Source organism: Bacillus sp. FSL R5-0603, from assembly GCF_038050295.1.
GTDB classification, from domain to species: Bacteria; Bacillota; Bacilli; order Bacillales; family Bacillaceae; genus Bacillus; species Bacillus subtilis.
Window position 1 is genome coordinate 436518 of the sequence record NZ_JBBOYP010000001.1, and the last position, 16855, is coordinate 453372.

General features: G+C 39.7%; 24 protein-coding genes, 7 tRNA genes and 1 pseudogene. 27 read left to right on the plus strand and 5 right to left on the minus strand.

What is annotated here, in order from left to right; all coding sequences use genetic code 11:
* The 10 genes and pseudogenes from rsbU (at nt 1) to NYE56_RS02175 (ending at nt 6890) form a co-directional block, all read left to right on the plus strand.
* Nucleotides 1-1008 carry a phosphoserine phosphatase RsbU gene (rsbU, locus tag NYE56_RS02130; protein WP_003234295.1) on the plus strand — a complete coding sequence of 336 codons (1008 nt, stop codon included), beginning with the start codon at nt 1-3 and terminating at the stop codon, nt 1006-1008.
* Nucleotides 1009-1076: 68 nt separating this feature from the next.
* A complete protein-coding gene (rsbV, locus tag NYE56_RS02135) occupies nt 1077-1406 on the plus strand; it encodes an anti-sigma factor antagonist RsbV (RefSeq protein WP_014475877.1) in 330 nt (109 codons plus the stop codon).
* Nucleotides 1403-1885, plus strand: coding sequence for an anti-sigma B factor RsbW (gene rsbW / locus NYE56_RS02140; RefSeq protein WP_021481702.1), 483 nt, complete (start codon nt 1403-1405; stop codon nt 1883-1885). The genes rsbV and rsbW overlap by 4 nt, the downstream gene beginning before the upstream one ends.
* Complete coding sequence (gene sigB, locus NYE56_RS02145) at nt 1851-2639, plus strand: RNA polymerase sigma factor SigB (RefSeq protein WP_003246715.1); 789 nt, start codon at nt 1851-1853, stop codon at nt 2637-2639. Before rsbW ends, sigB begins: the two co-directional genes overlap by 35 nt.
* The gene (gene rsbX / locus NYE56_RS02150; protein WP_095252677.1) at nt 2639-3238 is read left to right on the plus strand and encodes a phosphoserine phosphatase RsbX; all 600 of its coding nucleotides are present in this window, start codon (nt 2639-2641) and stop codon (nt 3236-3238) included. Before sigB ends, rsbX begins: the two co-directional genes overlap by 1 nt.
* A 109-nt stretch (nt 3239-3347) precedes the next feature.
* Nucleotides 3348-3530, plus strand: a complete 183-nt coding sequence (locus NYE56_RS02155; protein ID WP_014478901.1) for a hypothetical protein — start codon at nt 3348-3350, stop codon at nt 3528-3530.
* A 7-nt stretch (nt 3531-3537) separates the two neighbouring features.
* A pseudogene (locus NYE56_RS02160) lies at nt 3538-3773 on the plus strand (hypothetical protein).
* Nucleotides 3770-4210, plus strand: coding sequence for an EVE domain-containing protein (locus NYE56_RS02165; protein ID WP_049139597.1), 441 nt, complete (start codon nt 3770-3772; stop codon nt 4208-4210). Before NYE56_RS02160 ends, NYE56_RS02165 begins: the two are co-directional and overlap by 4 nt.
* Nucleotides 4194-4637, plus strand: coding sequence for a MarR family winged helix-turn-helix transcriptional regulator (locus NYE56_RS02170; protein ID WP_014475883.1), 444 nt, complete (start codon nt 4194-4196; stop codon nt 4635-4637). Before NYE56_RS02165 ends, NYE56_RS02170 begins: the two co-directional genes overlap by 17 nt.
* 93 nt (nt 4638-4730) lie before the next feature.
* Nucleotides 4731-6890, plus strand: a complete 2160-nt coding sequence (locus NYE56_RS02175; protein WP_341283394.1) for a Tex family protein — start codon at nt 4731-4733, stop codon at nt 6888-6890.
* Between the two features lie 9 nt (nt 6891-6899).
* On the opposite strand, the gene cmpA is transcribed toward NYE56_RS02175, so the two are convergent.
* Nucleotides 6900-7013, minus strand: coding sequence for a cortex morphogenetic protein CmpA (cmpA, locus tag NYE56_RS02180; RefSeq protein WP_003225207.1), 114 nt, complete (start codon nt 7011-7013; stop codon nt 6900-6902).
* Nucleotides 7014-7116: 103 nt separating this feature from the next.
* On the opposite strand from cmpA, the gene NYE56_RS02185 reads away from it, so the two are divergent.
* The 8 genes from NYE56_RS02185 to NYE56_RS02220 all read left to right on the plus strand — a co-directional run bounded on the left by NYE56_RS02185 (nt 7117) and on the right by NYE56_RS02220 (nt 8408).
* Nucleotides 7117-7569 (plus strand): SprT family protein, encoded by a 453-nt coding sequence (locus tag NYE56_RS02185; RefSeq protein WP_123372841.1) that lies wholly within the window; start codon nt 7117-7119, stop codon nt 7567-7569.
* A gap of 122 nt (nt 7570-7691) precedes the next feature.
* A tRNA-Asn gene (locus NYE56_RS02190) sits at nt 7692-7766 on the plus strand.
* 4 nt (nt 7767-7770) lie between these two features.
* Nucleotides 7771-7861 (plus strand) — tRNA-Ser (locus tag NYE56_RS02195).
* Nucleotides 7862-7890: 29 nt separating this feature from the next.
* A tRNA-Glu gene (locus tag NYE56_RS02200) sits at nt 7891-7962 on the plus strand.
* A gap of 11 nt (nt 7963-7973) precedes the next feature.
* Nucleotides 7974-8048 (plus strand) — tRNA-Gln (locus NYE56_RS02205).
* A gap of 26 nt (nt 8049-8074) precedes the next feature.
* Nucleotides 8075-8150 (plus strand) — tRNA-Lys (locus tag NYE56_RS02210).
* 11 nt (nt 8151-8161) lie between these two features.
* Nucleotides 8162-8243, plus strand: a tRNA-Leu gene (locus tag NYE56_RS02215).
* Nucleotides 8244-8324: 81 nt separating this feature from the next.
* A tRNA-Leu gene (locus NYE56_RS02220) sits at nt 8325-8408 on the plus strand.
* A gap of 99 nt (nt 8409-8507) precedes the next feature.
* Here NYE56_RS02220 and NYE56_RS02225 read toward each other — a convergent pair.
* Genes NYE56_RS02225 through NYE56_RS02235 form a run of 3 tightly spaced genes read right to left on the minus strand, consistent with a single transcriptional unit; the run spans nt 8508 to nt 10542 of the window.
* Nucleotides 8508-9614 carry a tyrosine-type recombinase/integrase gene (locus NYE56_RS02225; protein WP_268554639.1) on the minus strand — a complete coding sequence of 369 codons (1107 nt, stop codon included), beginning with the start codon at nt 9612-9614 and terminating at the stop codon, nt 8508-8510.
* A gap of 11 nt (nt 9615-9625) precedes the next feature.
* A complete protein-coding gene (locus NYE56_RS02230) occupies nt 9626-10141 on the minus strand; it encodes an ImmA/IrrE family metallo-endopeptidase (RefSeq protein ID WP_326977406.1) in 516 nt (171 codons plus the stop codon).
* A 17-nt stretch (nt 10142-10158) separates the two neighbouring features.
* On the minus strand, nt 10159-10542 hold the full coding sequence (locus NYE56_RS02235; protein ID WP_264240101.1) for a helix-turn-helix domain-containing protein: 384 nt from the start codon (nt 10540-10542) through the stop codon (nt 10159-10161).
* A 122-nt stretch (nt 10543-10664) separates the two neighbouring features.
* Here NYE56_RS02235 and xis point away from each other — a divergent pair, with 122 nt between their 5' ends.
* The 8 genes from xis (at nt 10665) to NYE56_RS02275 (ending at nt 15663) form a co-directional block, all read left to right on the plus strand.
* On the plus strand, nt 10665-10928 hold the full coding sequence (gene xis, locus NYE56_RS02240; RefSeq protein ID WP_268554640.1) for an ICEBs1 excisionase: 264 nt from the start codon (nt 10665-10667) through the stop codon (nt 10926-10928).
* Nucleotides 10894-11145 carry a hypothetical protein gene (locus tag NYE56_RS02245; RefSeq protein ID WP_419145271.1) on the plus strand — a complete coding sequence of 84 codons (252 nt, stop codon included), beginning with the start codon at nt 10894-10896 and terminating at the stop codon, nt 11143-11145. The genes xis and NYE56_RS02245 overlap by 35 nt, the downstream gene beginning before the upstream one ends.
* A gap of 53 nt (nt 11146-11198) precedes the next feature.
* The gene (locus NYE56_RS02250) at nt 11199-11459 is read left to right on the plus strand and encodes a hypothetical protein (RefSeq protein ID WP_268283712.1); all 261 of its coding nucleotides are present in this window, start codon (nt 11199-11201) and stop codon (nt 11457-11459) included.
* A gap of 202 nt (nt 11460-11661) precedes the next feature.
* Nucleotides 11662-11808 carry a hypothetical protein gene (locus NYE56_RS02255; RefSeq protein ID WP_268554643.1) on the plus strand — a complete coding sequence of 49 codons (147 nt, stop codon included), beginning with the start codon at nt 11662-11664 and terminating at the stop codon, nt 11806-11808.
* A gap of 16 nt (nt 11809-11824) precedes the next feature.
* Nucleotides 11825-12199, plus strand: a complete 375-nt coding sequence (locus NYE56_RS02260; RefSeq protein WP_268283713.1) for a YdcP family protein — start codon at nt 11825-11827, stop codon at nt 12197-12199.
* A gap of 249 nt (nt 12200-12448) precedes the next feature.
* Nucleotides 12449-13891: a coupling conjugation protein ConQ gene (gene conQ, locus NYE56_RS02265; protein ID WP_268554709.1), complete on the plus strand. Its 1443-nt coding sequence runs from the start codon at nt 12449-12451 to the stop codon at nt 13889-13891.
* A complete protein-coding gene (locus NYE56_RS02270) occupies nt 13884-14942 on the plus strand; it encodes a replication initiation factor domain-containing protein (protein ID WP_101562733.1) in 1059 nt (352 codons plus the stop codon). The genes conQ and NYE56_RS02270 overlap by 8 nt, the downstream gene beginning before the upstream one ends.
* A gap of 4 nt (nt 14943-14946) precedes the next feature.
* A complete protein-coding gene (locus tag NYE56_RS02275; protein WP_268554644.1) occupies nt 14947-15663 on the plus strand; it encodes a GIY-YIG nuclease family protein in 717 nt (238 codons plus the stop codon).
* Nucleotides 15664-16134: 471 nt separating this feature from the next.
* Here the strand turns inward: NYE56_RS02275 and NYE56_RS02280 are convergent, their stop codons facing one another.
* The gene (locus tag NYE56_RS02280) at nt 16135-16437 is read right to left on the minus strand and encodes a hypothetical protein (protein ID WP_041904602.1); all 303 of its coding nucleotides are present in this window, start codon (nt 16435-16437) and stop codon (nt 16135-16137) included.
* A 134-nt stretch (nt 16438-16571) separates the two neighbouring features.
* On the opposite strand from NYE56_RS02280, the gene NYE56_RS02285 reads away from it, so the two are divergent.
* Nucleotides 16572-16847 (plus strand): hypothetical protein, encoded by a 276-nt coding sequence (locus NYE56_RS02285; protein WP_167340497.1) that lies wholly within the window; start codon nt 16572-16574, stop codon nt 16845-16847.
* The last annotated feature ends 8 nt before the right edge of the window (nt 16848-16855 follow it).

Genomic DNA, 16855 nt, shown 5'->3' on the forward strand with positions numbered 1-16855 from the left:
GTGGATTTTAGGGAGGTTATTGAGCAGCGGTATCATCAGCTGCTTAGTCGATATATAGCCGAATTAACAGAAACATCTTTATATCAAGCCCAAAAATTCAGCCGAAAAACAATCGAGCACCAAATTCCTCCGGAAGAAATCATCAGCATTCACAGAAAAGTGCTGAAGGAGCTGTATCCAAGTCTCCCGGAAGATGTGTTTCATTCGCTGGATTTTTTAATAGAAGTCATGATTGGTTATGGAATGGCTTATCAGGAGCATCAAACCCTTAGGGGGATACAGCAGGAAATCAAATCAGAAATTGAAATCGCGGCAAATGTCCAGCAGACGCTGCTCGGAACTAAAGTTCCTCAGGAGGAAGCGCTGGATATCGGCGCCATCAGTGTTCCCGCTAAACAGATGAGCGGTGATTACTACCACTTTGTCAAAGACAAGGAATCCATCAATATCGCAATCGCGGACGTGATCGGAAAAGGCATTCCAGCGGCTTTATGCATGTCCATGATTAAATACGCGATGGACTCTTTGCCGGAAACGGGCATACACCCTTCTCAAGTGCTGAAAAATTTGAATCGTGTTGTTGAACAAAACGTTGATGCCAGTATGTTTATTACGATGTTTTATGCGAATTACAATATGGACAAGCATCAATTTACATATGCTTCAGCGGGACATGAACCGGGATTCTATTATTCTCAAAAAGACAACACGTTTTACGATTTAGAGGCCAAAGGACTCGTTCTCGGCATCTCGCAGGACTATGACTACAAACAATTCGATCAGCATCTGGAAAAGGGCGATATGATTGTTTTATTTTCTGACGGCGTCACAGAATGCAGAACGGAAAACGGTTTCTTGGAGCGTCCTGATCTGCAGAAGCTCATTGAGGAACATATGTGTTCCTCCGCGCAGGAAATGGTCAAAAACATTTATGACAGCCTCCTCAAATTGCAGGATTTTCAGCTTCACGATGATTTTACGTTAATTGTTTTGCGGAGAAAGGTTTAACGTCTGCCAGACGAGGGTATAAAGCAACTAGTGATTAGTGATTTGAAGGAAAATTTGAGGTGATACGAATGAATATAAATGTTGATGTAAAGCAAAACGAGAATGATATACAAGTAAACATTGCAGGAGAAATTGATGTATACTCAGCCCCGGTGCTCAGAGAGAAGCTCGTTCCTCTGGCAGAACAAGGAGCTGACTTAAGAATTTGCCTGAAAGATGTCAGCTACATGGACAGTACCGGATTGGGCGTTTTTGTAGGGACCTTTAAAATGGTGAAAAAACAAGGCGGTTCGCTGAAACTTGAAAATCTTTCTGACCGGCTGATCCGACTGTTTGACATTACAGGCTTGAAGGACATCATTGATATTTCTGCAAAGTCAGAAGGTGGAGTGCAATGAAGAATAATGTTGATTACATCGAAATGAAAGTGCCGGCCCAACCTGAATATGTTGGAATTATAAGACTGACGCTATCAGGGGTCGCAAGCAGAATGGGCTATACGTACGATGAAATTGAAGATTTGAAAATCGCAGTCAGTGAAGCGTGCACAAATGCGGTTCAGCACGCTTACAAAGAAGATAAAACTGGGGAAGTGTCAATACGATTCGGTGTGTTTGAAGACCGTTTAGAGATTATTGTGGCGGATGAAGGAGACAGCTTTGACTTTGATCAAAAGCAGCAGGATCTAGGGCCGTACACACCTTCGCACACAGTTGATCAATTATCAGAAGGAGGGCTCGGTCTATATTTAATGGAAACGCTCATGGATGAAGTCAGAGTGCAAAACCACTCCGGCGTCACTGTAGCGATGACAAAGTATTTAAATGGGGAGCGAGTTGATCATGACACAACCATCAAAAACTACGAAACTAACTAAAGATGAAGTCGATCGGCTCATAAGCGATTACCAAACAAAGCAAGATGAACAAGCGCAGGAAACGCTTGTGCGGGTGTATACAAATCTGGTTGACATGCTTGCGAAAAAATACTCAAAAGGCAAAAGCTTCCACGAGGATCTCCGCCAGGTCGGCATGATCGGGCTGCTAGGCGCGATTAAGCGATACGATCCTGTTGTCGGCAAATCGTTTGAAGCTTTTGCAATCCCGACAATCATCGGTGAAATTAAACGTTTCCTCAGAGATAAAACATGGAGCGTTCATGTGCCGAGACGAATTAAAGAACTGGGTCCAAGAATCAAAATGGCGGTTGATCAGCTGACCACTGAAACACAAAGATCGCCGAAAGTCGAAGAGATTGCCGAATTCCTCGATGTTTCTGAAGAAGAGGTTCTTGAAACGATGGAAATGGGCAAAAGCTATCAAGCCTTATCCGTTGACCACAGCATTGAAGCGGATTCGGACGGAAGCACCGTCACGATTCTTGATATCGTCGGATCACAGGAGGACGGATATGAGCGGGTCAACCAGCAATTGATGCTGCAAAGCGTGCTTCATGTCCTTTCAGATCGTGAGAAACAAATCATAGACCTTACGTATATTCAAAACAAAAGCCAAAAAGAAACTGGGGACATTCTCGGTATATCTCAAATGCACGTCTCGCGCTTGCAGCGCAAAGCTGTGAAGAAGCTCAGAGAGGCCTTGATTGAAGATCCCTCGATGGAGTTAATGTAATGATCCAGGTTGAAGAAAACGAGCATATTCAAACTCTAGTATATCAACTGAATAAAGAAGGGAAATCGATTTGCGGTGACAGCTTTTTTATGAAAGCTGATGATAAGGAGTTAATTTGCGCGGTTGCTGACGGACTGGGAAGCGGATCACTTGCTAACGAATCCTCTGCAGCCATCAAAGACTTAGTGGAAAACTATGCGAATGAAGACGTACAAAGCATTATCGAACGCTGTAATCAGGCGATGAAAAACAAAAGAGGCGCTACAGCATCTATCCTGAAAATCAATTTTGAACAAAGGCAGTTTACGTACTGCTCTGTCGGCAATGTACGGTTTATTCTGCATTCCCCGTCTGGTGAAAGCTTTTATCCTCTGCCGATTTCGGGCTATTTATCAGGCAAGCCGCAAAAATACAAAACGCACACCGCCACCTATGAAAAGGGTTCAAAGTTCATTATACATACAGATGGACTCAACGTACCTGATATCCGCTCCCATTTAAAAAAAGGCCAATCGGTAGAAGAAATATCGAATTCGCTGAAGATGTATACGACATCGAGAAAAGATGACCTGACCTATATTCTCGGACAGCTGTCCTAGGAAACCTGAAAAAGAAGCTGGACATCCGGCTTCTTTTTTTGCGGTTGACTATTAGTAAGTTCACTTATTATAATTAATAAGTGAACTTATCATTTAGGGGGCTTATGGGATGTGGAATTATGAATACACTGCGGTAGCTGATGCGAATATAGAAAAAATCTGGAGCCGTTATCAGGAAACAGAAACATGGGATCAATGGGATGCGGGTATTGCATCAGCATCTTTGAAGGGACCGTTTCAAAAGGGAACGGAAGGAACATTGCTTCTGCAAGGACATACAGTTCCTTTTTGACTTGAGCATGTGGAGAAACATCGGTCATTTTCTGTCATGGCCAACATGCCGCATAACAATGTAAAAATGGAGTTTTCTCACGTGCTTCAAAAGCAAAAAGAAGATTTGCGTATCACATATGGAATTGTATTAGAAGGCGCTGAAGCAAAAAAGTGGGGAGAAATCATTGGGACTGAACTGTCTAAAGACATGCCGACGGCTGTCAGCAGGCTTGTCCATCTTTACGGAGGAGTGATAAAATGAACACAAATTACTGGATCGGCGTTGTGTCAGAGCAGCATGTATTAAAAGGCGCTGCCGGCGGTTTTGCACAGCTGTGCCATGGAAAAAAAGCCCCGCTCGCCAAAATGAAAGAGGGAGATTGGCTGATTTATTATTCTCCGAGAGACGCATATCCAGACGGCAAACTGCTGCGAAGCTTTACTGCGATCGGCAAAGTAAAAAGCGGAAACATCTATCCGTATCAAATGGCTCCGAATTTTATTCCATACCGATTAGATATAGACTATTATCCATGCCATAAAATCGGTTTTTACGACATTAAATCAAAGCTTGAATTTGTTCAGGAAACCAAGCATCTTGGCTTTTTATTTCGCAGTGGACACTTTGAAATAAGCAAAAAAGATTTTTTGACAATAGCACAAGCGATGGGAGTTAACATAAGTGGAATGGCACTCTAAATTTAGCGGTCCGAACACAAGCCCGGGCTTTTTATTATGGCAGGCCACGCAAAGCTGGCAGCGGAAAGTGGGAAAAGCATTGGCTGAGTTTGACCTGACCCACGTTCAATTTGTTCTGCTGACCTCGTGCAAGTATATGATTGCTCACGGAGAAACCGTCACGCAAAAAAAACTTGCAAGCTTCAGCCAGACCAATATCATGATGGTTTCGGAGGTTGTGCGGACGCTTGAGAAAAAAGGATTTATCGAAAGAAGCAAAAATCCCCAAGATAAAAGAGAGGTTCTCCTGTCTCTTACAGAAACAGGAGGAGAAAAAGTAACAGCGGCTTTGCCAATTGTTGAGAAGATTGATCAAGCCTTCTTTGCAGCTGCGATGAAAAAAGAGAATTTTCTGAGCGGATTACAGGAACTATTGAAACATGAGTAAAGAGACGGGCAGCGTCAGCTGTCTTTTTTTATGTGTTTTTTTCGGTTTTTGATACACTAGAGAAAGAACGACAAAATTGGAGGCTTTGGTTACATGGAAACGTCAGCCCTTTTAAAACAGCAAATTGCGAAGGAAATAGGTTTATCACAAAAACACGTTGAAAGTGTCATCCGCCTGCTTGAGGACGGCAATACAGTCCCGTTTATTGCCCGGTATCGAAAAGAGCAGACGGGTTCAATGGATGAGGTTCAGATTCAGACGATTTCTGAACGCTGGCAATACATACAAAACCTGAATCAGCGAAAAGAAGAAGTCATCAGGCTGATTGCAGAGCAGGATAAACTGACAGATGATCTAAAACGTAAAATCGAGCAATCGGTGAAGCTTCAGGAAGTGGAAGACCTTTACCGCCCTTATAAACAAAAACGTAAAACAAAGGCGACAGTCGCCAAAAGCAAAGGCCTTGAGCCGCTTGCCGAATATATCCTGACACTTCCCCAAGATGATCGTCTGGCAGCAACTGCAGACCAATACATCAGCGAAGAAAAAGAAGTGTTCACACGAGAAGAAGCGATTGAAGGCGCCAAGCACATTATTGCGGAACAAATCTCAGACGAGCCGACCTTCAGAAAGTGGATTCGCCAGGAAACCTTCAAAAGAGGGACCATTAAGTCCGCAGCCGGAAAGTCGGCAGACACCGATGAGAAAAATGTGTATGAAATGTATTACGAGTATGAAGAGCCAATTGCAAAAGTCGTTCCGCATAGAGTACTGGCAATGAACCGCGGCGAAAAAGAAGACATTTTAAAGGTAGCGATTGAACCGCCTGCGGATCACATTAAGGCGTATTTAGAAAAACAAATCATCAAAAATCGCTCAACATCCGTAAGAGAGATTTTGCAGGAGACAATTGAAGACAGCTATAAAAGGCTGATCCAGCCGGCAATCGAGCGTGAAATCAGGAAAGAGCTCTCAGAAAAAGCTGATGAACAGGCGATTCATATTTTCTCAGAGAACTTGAGAAAGCTTCTTTTGCAGCCGCCGATGAAAGGCAAAACTGTTCTCGGTGTTGACCCAGCCTTTCGAACTGGCTGTAAGCTCGCTGTGTCAGATGAGACCGGAAAAGTCTTGAAAATTGATGTGATCTATCCGCATGCGCCAGTCAACAAAGCAAAAGAAGCCCACGAAAAAGTGAAAAAGATCCTTGAGCAGTATCAAGTCGAGATGGTGGCGATCGGAAACGGCACAGCATCCAGAGAAACAGAGCAATTCATCGTCAATGTACTCAAAGACATGCCGCGCAAAATTTATTATGTGATCGTCAATGAAGCGGGAGCAAGCGTCTATTCGGCTTCAGAGCTTGCCAGAGAAGAATTCCCTGACCTTAAGGTTGAAGAGCGCAGTGCTGTATCTATTGCGCGAAGACTTCAAGACCCGCTCGCGGAGCTCGTTAAGATCGATCCGAAGTCTGTTGGTGTCGGACAGTATCAGCATGACGTCAGCCAAAAACGCTTAAATGAATCTCTGCGGTTTGTCGTCGAAACGGTCGTAAACCAGGTGGGAGTAAACGTCAACACAGCCTCCGCCGCGCTGCTTCAATATGTAGCTGGATTATCGAAGTCTGTAGCAGGCAACGTTGTCAAAAAACGTGAGGAAATCGGAAAGTTTTCAAATCGAAAGGAACTGAAGGACATCCCAAGGCTCGGTGCGAAAACCTACGAGCAATGTATCGGTTTCTTAAGAGTGCAGGAAGGGACAGAGCCTTTGGATAGAACAGGCATCCACCCGGAAAGCTATAAAGAAACAAAAGCGCTTTTGAAAAAACTTGGACTTTCAACAGAACATATCGGCACGGCGGAATTGAAGGACAAAATCAATCAGCTGGCGCTTTCTGAAACGGCAAAAGAGCTGGGAATCGGCGAAATCACTCTGAAAGACATTTGTGAACAGCTGACAAGACCGGAACGCGATCCGCGCGATGAGGTGCCTAAGCCTTTGCTGAAAACAGACGTCCTTCAGCTGGAAGATTTGAAAGAGGGAATGGAACTGCAGGGCACCGTGCGCAATGTAGTGGACTTCGGAGCGTTTGTTGATATTGGAGTCAAACAAGACGGGCTTGTGCATATCTCAAAACTGAGCAATCAATTCGTCAAGCATCCTCTTGATGTCGTATCTGTCGGCGATATCGTGACAGTTTGGGTAGACGGCGTAGATGTACAAAAAGGCAGAGTATCGCTGTCTATGGTAAAATAAAAGCACTGCTTACGAGCAGTGTTTTTTCCTATAGAAATACCAGCATTGATTCAGCAGTTTAATTTGGTAATTATCTTTTTCAAGGAACGCTTTTTGCATCTGCTTTTTAAGCCAATTTGGCATAGGCTCATTCCTCCTCAGCTTTTATCATAAGAGGGACGGTGATTACCATATTGTATGCGAACGGTGAATTGTCCCGTTCAATGTTTTTTAAGTGAGGTGCACTATGGATAATATAGAGCTTCAAAAGCTGACAGAGGATATTTCTAAAACATATTTTAAAAAGCCGTTCCGCCATCAGGCGCTTTTTAATGACAGGCTTAAAACCACGGGCGGAAGGTACCTGTTAACCTCCCATAACATTGAATTGAACAGAAAATATCTGATTGAACACGGCAGGGAGGAACTGATTGGCATCATCAAGCACGAGCTCTGCCATTATCATCTTCATCTTGAAGGAAAAGGGTACAAGCACAGAGACAGAGATTTTAGAATGCTTTTGCAGCAGGTCAACGCGCCGAGGTTCTGTACACCCCTTAAGAAAAAAGCGGAAAACAAAAAAACTTATATGTATATCTGTACGGCCTGCGGCCAACAGTATATAAAGAAGCGCGCCATGAACCCTGACAGATACAGATGCGGAAAATGCCGCGGGAAAATAAAAAGAGTTTTTTCGTGAAAAAGGTTGACGAATATGGCAAGCCTATGTTACATTATAAAAGTCGTTACGAGAGATAAATAAAAACATTTACCTCTTGACACTGTAAATTAAGGCTGATATAATAAGTCTTGTCTCATTATTCCACAGTAGCTCAGTGGTAGAGCTATCGGCTGTTAACCGATCGGTCGCAGGTTCGAATCCTGCCTGTGGAGCCATATTGGAGAAGTACTCAAGTGGCTGAAGAGGCGCCCCTGCTAAGGGTGTAGGTCGCGTAAGCGGCGCGAGGGTTCAAATCCCTCCTTCTCCGCCATAAGATTTCGATATAAGTTCTCAACCATCGGCCCGTTGGTCAAGCGGTTAAGACACCGCCCTTTCACGGCGGTAACACGGGTTCGAATCCCGTACGGGTCATTCCATTTCGTTGGGCTATAGCCAAGCGGTAAGGCAACGGACTTTGACTCCGTCATGCGTTGGTTCGAATCCAGCTAGCCCAGCCATTTTTATTTTTGAAATCTAATAGTAAGAGCCATTAGCTCAGTTGGTAGAGCATCTGACTTTTAATCAGAGGGTCGAAGGTTCGAGTCCTTCATGGCTCACCATTTGTCTTTTTGCGGGTGTGGCGGAATTGGCAGACGCGCTAGACTTAGGATCTAGTGTCTTACGACGTGGGGGTTCGAGTCCCTTCACCCGCACTTTATTTACAAAGTGCACGCAAATCGGTTTTACTAGGTTAAGAACCTACTAAACCAGCACAAACACAATTTCATGATCACGCGGTCGTGGCGGAATGGCAGACGCGCTAGGTTGAGGGCCTAGTGGGTGAATAACCCGTGGAGGTTCAAGTCCTCTCGGCCGCATCCCAATAATACCAAGGGTTTAACCACCTTTGGTATTATTTTTTTATGCGGAAAATACGGCTATTGAAGAAGACTTGCTCACCAAAACTCACCAGTTACTTAAAGTAAGTCATCCAAACGGTCGGCGGTTTCTTTCTGTTTATTAGGAAAAAGGTGTCCGTAAGTATTCATTGTAAAAGAAACGGAACTATGCCCTAATCGTTCTTTAATCACTAAATAATCTTCCCCTTGATGGATAAGCAAGGCTACATGTGAATGCCTCAAATCATGGAAACGAATAGGCTCAACATTTCCTCTTTGACAAATCTGTTTTATTTTCCTGCTGAAAATATCTTTAGTAGGCGGTCTGTCTTTGTATTGGAACATATAAGTTTCTTCTGATTGATGAATTCCTAATTCATCAAAGATTTCCTTCTGATGTTGTCTCCATTCATCAAGCAATGTTATAAGTTTTGAATTGATACTTATACGGCGAATAGAATTTTTAGTTTTTGGAGATGTAATAATATATTCTTGGTTTATATATGTTAAAGCTTTGTATACATTGATTTCTCTTCTAAACTTGTCTAAATCCTTCCATTGAAGTGCTAAAATTTCTCCTAAGCGCATTCCAGTCAGATAATCGGTAGTATAGAACACTTTAAAAATAAATTCGTCTTTTTCTATGAGACTGATAAATTCTTTGAACTGATCGGGAGTCCAAAATTTCATCTGTTTTTTGACAACACTTAAATTTTTTACCTTTGCACATGGATTTTTGATTAAAACATCCTCAACGATACCTATATCAAAAATTTTGCTGAGAATAATCATTGTGTTGTTTATTGTTTTGTTTTCAAGTCCTTTATCAATTAGTGACTTTTGAAAGTCTTGAATTTCATTATGAGTAACTTTTTTGACAATACAATTCTTAAAATGAGGTACGATATGTTTTTCTATTGTATATTTTTCAATATTATAATAATTAGGCTTATGGTGAAGCTTACATTGTTCCAAATAAATGCTTACTAGTGTAGAGAAACTGACTTCCTTATGGCTTGTTAGCAAACCGTCACTGTGTGCTTTTTTTATTGCATGATACATTTCTTCAGCATGCTTTTTCGTTTTTAAGGTCATTGTTTTTCTTTTGCGTTTTCCTGTTACTGGATCAAAACCAAGACTAACGTCGATTCTATATCTCCCATCTTTAGTTTTCCTTATAGACATTATTTTGCTCCTTAGAATTGTGCTATTAGTTTATTATCGAAAAAGTTGAAACCTCTTGAAGAAGAAAATTTTAGCTGCTCAATTTTATGTTTGATTACAAAAGTAGGGACTTTAAAATAATTTGCAATGTCGTTTAACGTATATTCATTGAAGTTGATATTTGCATCTTGAATCATTTTATCAGTCACCAAAAGTTCAGAAGCGAATATGTTGGCTTGATGTTCCAACTTTTCTTCTAAAATGAGTGAACAATTTGACAATTTAAAAGAATTCAATTTCTTGTGGAGGAAAAAGTGCCCAAGTTCGTGGGCAATAACAAAATTTCTGTAACTGGCATTTTCATTGATATGAATAATGTACTCATCTTCCTCTTCACAGTATTGAAGGAAGCCATTTACGTTACCTAGGTTACTTTCTAAATGAAAAATTCTTAAATTGTTACAAATGATACTTACATTGTTTGTTTTATTTTTTTTAATAATTTCTTGTGCTTTGTGCTTTATACTTTTTGAAGTGTAAATGTCCATCACTCTTTCAATATTTATTATTTGTCTTTGCGCTTCATTTCGTTAACAAACCGGACTCCATTCTTTAATGCTTTTTTTATTAATTCAGCTGTTTCTTCGTCAATATCACCATTTTTCATAAAGAGAAGTGTTTCTTCGTCTTTAAGTTCCTCAATTGCTTCATTAAATGCTTTTTCTAGATTAGAGTTTTTCTTTTGAGAAGGTTGAGGTCTATCTAATAAGAAATCAATAGATACATCAAAATAATTTGCAATCTTACTTAATGTTTCGCTTGTAGGTAGGATTTCGTCTTTCTCAAATCTTGTTATGGAACTTTGACTTAAAAATAATTTTTCAGCTAATTCTTTTTGAGTTAATCCTCTTTGTTTTCTCAAAGTTTTTAATTTATGACCAAAACTCATTTTTAAGACCTCATTTTTATTTTTATATTACAACTAGTCATATTTTTTTAAAAGAAAATATGCGTATTTTGCATTTTTTGTGTTGACATTATGAGTATAGTCATTTATTATATAAGTAGTTAATGATTATACGCATTTTTTCGGGGGGTGATAATTTGAATGAGTTTCTGACTGCAAAAGATATTCAAAATATTTTAGGTGTAAAGCAAGCAAAGGCATATGAAATAATTCGATCACTTAATAAAGAAATGGAGAATGACGGCTATATGGTCATTCAAGGTAAAGTTAATCGTGCAAAATTTGAAGAACGTTATTGTTATAAAAGCAGAAGACAGGAACGGGATGATCATTATGAATCTAAGCCAAACTCATTCATTTATGCGTGAAGCAATTCCTTTGGCCAGACAAATGGAAGGTGATTGGATAGCACGAATGAAAATTGCTCTGAATTCAGTCATCATAAATCATTATTTAAACCTTCCCTTAACAATTGAAAATGTTGATGAATTACTGCGAAAAGGCGTTTCATATCGCAGGATATGTAAGCATTACGGCATTGGAAGAAAAGACATTGAAAAGCTGCGGCAATCGTCCATAGTGTGACGTTATATACCACTATAGGGAGCCGTTAAGAATCCTTTGAAAGGGGGGATGCGATGAAAATAAGGGTGAATGCAACAATCATCACTGATGTTGAAGCTTTAAAGGCTGATAAGGATTTGAATCATTTTAAAGACTATGCTACTTGTGAAACATTCGTTGTTGAAGCTGATAATTATTTGAAGGCTAATAGAGAAATATCTGAGCTGTTAAAAGGCTGGGATTGGTGGTGTATCTGGTCTACTCGACCAATGAGTAAGAAGGAAAACCAAGTGTTTACTTTGTATAACGATGATTTGTATAACTTATGTCGCTAGGAGTGTTTGTTCCTTGAAAACTACATATAGACAAAAAAAGCGCCTTGACGAATGATCATCAAGAACGCCGTGTAAAGATTAGACACCTTTATTATACGGCACTTTTATAAAAATGTCATGCGTGAGTATTTGAGTGATGAACAGCAATCACTTTAAATGCTGTAGCAGGCTAGAATAAGCGTGCGGAATAGCTGTAGTCAGCTTGATGGCTATAAATAGCCTACTAGGTTGCCACGAGGGCATAAAGCCGTTAGCAACTGATAAGCGCCAAGATGGATACAGAACCGGAGCGAATTCAAAATATAAAATCGAAATTGATGATCGTTTGAAAATAAAAAATAAAAAATGAAATGGGGATATGAAAAATGAACTTAAACTTTATCGTGCCGGATATTAATATGACTTTTGGTGAACTGAAATTTTTAGGTTTAAACCGTGAGCGCTATGCCTATGCGGATGGAAAAAGAACGGATACTTTGGAATCGAGGATTTATAATCTAGGATCAAGTGTGCAAGGCGGGCAGATCGAAGTGACAATTCCTGCTTATGTGGATTTGAAGGAATTTGATTTCTTTAAGGATGTTGAATTGAAAAATCCGAAAATCATGGCTTCTGCTAGAGCAAACGGGAATTTTGCTAATGTTAACTGGACTGTCGAAGCAGAAGATCTCGTATTAAAAGGCACTGGGTCTAGTCCTGCAAACAAAACAGTAACACCAGGAACTTCTGATAAGAAATAATTTATAAATCGAGTGCAGCTATTTTGATTATGTTGAAGAAAACGGAGGTAATGGCGAAGTGAAGACCGTTAAATCTGTGTACTTTGAGAATGTCGTTATCCCTACAATTGAACTTGGCGAATGTCATTGTTGCGAGGAGAACAATGCCGTAGAGTATTATCAAGAAGAAGTTCCGAGAGGTTATGTGTGGGAAATGTATTGTCACTCTTGTAGAGGAAAATCATCGGGGTATGAATTCTAATGATCAATATTAGTGATTTCTTTAATAGAAGGTTTTGGAAGTACAGGGGCAAACGAATCCGCCCGTACATGAGAAACAACGTAAAATTAGCAGGCGCAATTATCTTTGTGCCTGTTTTTTTATTGTCTATGTTCATCTTTTGGAGAGAACAACTGATTAATTTTGATCTATCTCAAGTAATAAAGCACTTTGAGTGGAATGTGCCTTTAATTATTAAAAGTGTTTTATGCTCTGTGTTAATTGCTGTTGGAAGCATAGTTGCATCTTATTTTCTTTTCTTTGACAGCTATAAGAAAATCCTTCACAGGCAAAAGATTGCTAAGATGATTTTCTCTAATAAGTTTTACGAAAAAGAAAATGTGAAAGTAGGGAAACTCTTTTCAAATGAAACTGACTCAAAGGAAAAAATCACATACTTTCCTAGAATGTATTATAGGGTCAAAAACAACCACATTTATATCCGTATTGCTATGGACATGAGCCGTTTTCAGAATCGCTTCCTAGACTTAGGAAAGGATTTGGAAAACGGCTTATTTTGTGACCTGGTGGATAAGCAAATGGAAGAAGGTTTTGTGTGCTTTAAGCTTCTTTACGATGTGAAAAAGAATCGTATTTCTATTGATGATGCAGTAGCTGAGAATGGAGTCCTTCCGTTAATGAAGCATATTTCATGGCAATTTGATAAGTTGCCGCACATGCTTATTGCAGGTGGTACAGGTGGAGGGAAAACATACTTCATGCTAACGATCATTAAGGCATGTGTTGGACTGGGGGCAGATGTAAGAATACTAGACCCTAAAAATGCAGATTTAGTAGATTTGGAAGAAGTGCTTCCGAAAAAGGTCTATTCCCAAAAGAACGGTATTCTTATGTGCCTGAGAAAGTCTGTAGATGGCATGATGGAGCGCATGGATGAAATGAAGCAAATGCCTAATTATAAGACAGGTGAAAACTATGCCTATTTAGGGTTAAAGCCTGTTTTTATCTTCTTTGATGAATATGTGGCATTTATGGATTTGTTAGATATGAAAGAAAGAAATGAAGCCCTTTCTTACATGAAACAGTTGGTCATGTTGGGGAGGCAGGCGGGTTACTTTCTCGTTTTAGGGGCACAACGTCCAGATGCAAAATATTTGGCTGACGGTATTCGAGATCAGTTTAGCTTCCGTGTGTCGTTAGGTTTAATGTCAGATACGGGCTACGGGATGATGTTTGGTGATGTTGATAAAGCATATGTGAATAAAAAAGAGACAGGACGAGGATATGCCAATGTTGGCACTGGTTCAGTGTTGGAATTTTACAGCCCTACCGTGCCGAAAGGATATGATTTTATGTCGTCTATTAAAAATGCGCTGGTTGGAGTCGAGGGAGCGCAGGCGACGGCAGTCGCCAGCGGCAGCGTAAGCGACCAGACGGCCAGCGGCGAAGGAGTGAGCGAAGCGAATGGATGAGCTAAAACAACCCCCCCACGCTAACAGGGGGGTAGTAATCGTAAAAGAAGAAAATGAAACCGTTGAAAGTCCTTTAGTATCAATGGTTGACTACATTCGAGTCTCTTTTAAAACTCATGATGTTGACCGAATTATCGAAGGAGTTCTTCACCTTAGCAAAGACTTTATGACGGAAAAAACATCTGGCTTTTATGGCTACGTTGGCACGTACGAACTGGACTATATCAAAGTCTTTTATTCTGCACCAGACGATAACAGAGGTGTTTTGATAGAAATGTCCGGTCAAGGTTGCCGTCAATTTGAATCCTTCTTGGAGTGCCGGAAGAAAACATGGTACGACTTCTTTCAAGATTGCATGGCACAAGGCGGTTCATTTACTCGCTTTGATTTGGCGATTGATGACAAAAAGACATACTTTTCTATACCGGAATTGTTGAAAAAAGCCCAAAAGGGCGAATGTATTTCACGCTTTAGAAAATCCGATTTCAATGGCTCCTTTGATCTATCTGATGGTGTTACAGGCGGAACGACAATATATTTCGGTTCTAAAAAGTCAGAAGCGTATCTTTGCTTTTACGAAAAAAACTATGAACAAGCAGAAAAGTATAACATTCCGTTAGAAGAACTAGGCGATTGGAATCGTTATGAACTGCGGCTTAAAAATGAACGCGCACAAGTAGCTATAGATGCTTTATTGAAAACAAAGGATTTAACTTTAATCGCTATGCAGATCATTAATAACTATGTAAGGTTCGTTGATGCTGATGAAAACATCACTAGAGAGCATTGGAAAACGAGCCTTTTTTGGTCTGAATTTATAGGTGATGTTGGGAAACTTCATCTTTTCATGAAGCCGCAAAAAGACTTGTATCAAAAATCGAGGAATTGGCTGAAAAATTCCTGTTCACCGACTATGAAAATGGTTCTCGAAGCTGACAAACATCTCGGCAGGAATGAGCTATCAGATATGATTTTAGAAGCTGAGTTATCAGACAAACAACAAAAAATGCTGGAAGTATTTACGGCTGAAATTGCTGATATGGTGGTTTGAAAATTTGAAAATTGGATGCTTTAAGGCAATTGAAAATTGTAAAATAAAAGGAAAGGGGCTGAAAAAAAGGGAGGGAAAGGATTTGGGTGAAGATAACAAACTTTTAAGGGCAGGGATATACGCGATTATTAATAAAAAACTAAATACGGTTTATGTTGGTGAAACTCAAGATTCCTTCTTGATTAGATGGATTGAACACACCTCTCGCATTTTACATTTTCTAGATTTTCGAGACAGAATCGCTTTGTATCTTGATAAAGACACGAAATATATTATTCTCAAAGAATTGGATCGTAAGCTCCCAACTAAAGAATTTTATAAATTTGAGTATGAAGCGATGAAATTTTATAAAGAAAAAGGTTGGTGTGTTGTTTCCAGACAAAATTACAGCGAGGAAACGAAGGACTATGAACGCTTTAAAAAGGATTCAACCAATTTTTTTAGATACAAAAAAGCAATAAAGCATATGATTAAAGTTTTAGGGTTAATTAACACGAAAAATAATAACATTTCTCTGCTTTACAGGAATCTATATGAAAAAATAAACAAGCATTTTGAGACGGATGTCTATAAAAGAGACGGGGAAAATGTTTTAGAAAGCCTAACCAAAGAGGAATTAGAATTTATCATGTTGGATTTATATCCTAGATATGAACAAAAAATCTTAGCAATCTATCGAGAAGAATATAAAAAGCAGGATATTCAGCTTAGTCTGTTTTGATGTTTCCTTGTTTTAGGGTGGAGGATGGCTGGGGGTGTGGGGGTTAGCCCCCATATAGCGTGAATGAATAGGCTAAAGAGCCAACCTATGAACGGTAGTTCTGGCGGTTTTGGCGGTACAATGGCTAGAGCAAGTCGATTCCTGAAATCCTCGTTTTAGGTATGTCGGCTTGGCGACAGTTCAGCACCGCCAAAATTTCAGAATGCAAGGGGAAAAGGGTGGAGATTTTTTGAACGGTTTTTTTCAAAAAATACTACCTGTACCTTGCATGTAGAAAAGCTGCTTAATGTAATGAAAGGAGAGTTGTTAGTGAAGCGCTTAAAGAATAATGAAGATGATATATCAATATCAGAAATAATTTTTGGGAGGGAGTCCCCCGATGATTCGGGGGAATAGGGGGCTAGATTAACAGCAATCCAACCAAACGCGCCAGTTTGAGGAATAGTACCTTATAATAAAAACTGCTGAGTGCTACCTAGACTGAATACTCCACCCATGTGTTTTAAGCTTTTTTATATAATCTTCAACACTAATTTTTTCAACTTCAATTGCTAACGGCGTCAGTGAAACAAGGCACTCATTTGAAGCATAATTTATTGTAACTTTTACCACCTCATATCCATTATGGAAGCCTGAATCAAATCCAGGATCGTCAATTATATCTCCTACTTGAGGGCGAAAGTCAGATTCAAATGTTTTCACTAATGTTTGAGTATTTTCCTCTGTAGGTTCTTGATTAATTGATGAGACAAATAATATTAAATTTATATTCAAAACATTTACCCCTTTTCTATGCTGTTTAAATAATCTTTAGTTTAATTCTATTGTAATTGTTGATTGAGTGCAAAGCTTCCGTTGGTGGGTTTGGGTGAAACCCAAGAACTTAATTCAATATAAGGATGGTGAATATGTTACTTGCGATATTTTTTGTAATCGTGAGTTTACTTGGCGGCGGTCTCTTATTCCTTTTGATATATCCTAAGCTTCAAAGTTTGGCTGACCGTTATAGTTGGACAGAAAATACAATTTTTATTATGGCTGTATCTGTGACAGTGGTAGCTTCAATGTTCGGTCTAATTTCTGAGAGTGTTAATTCAGATGTCATTGCAAAGGTATTGTATTATACCTTTGTTTTTTTATGGGGTTTTTCAATATGCATAGGCGTTTTTCTAAGAGAACGTTAAGGGAGGAA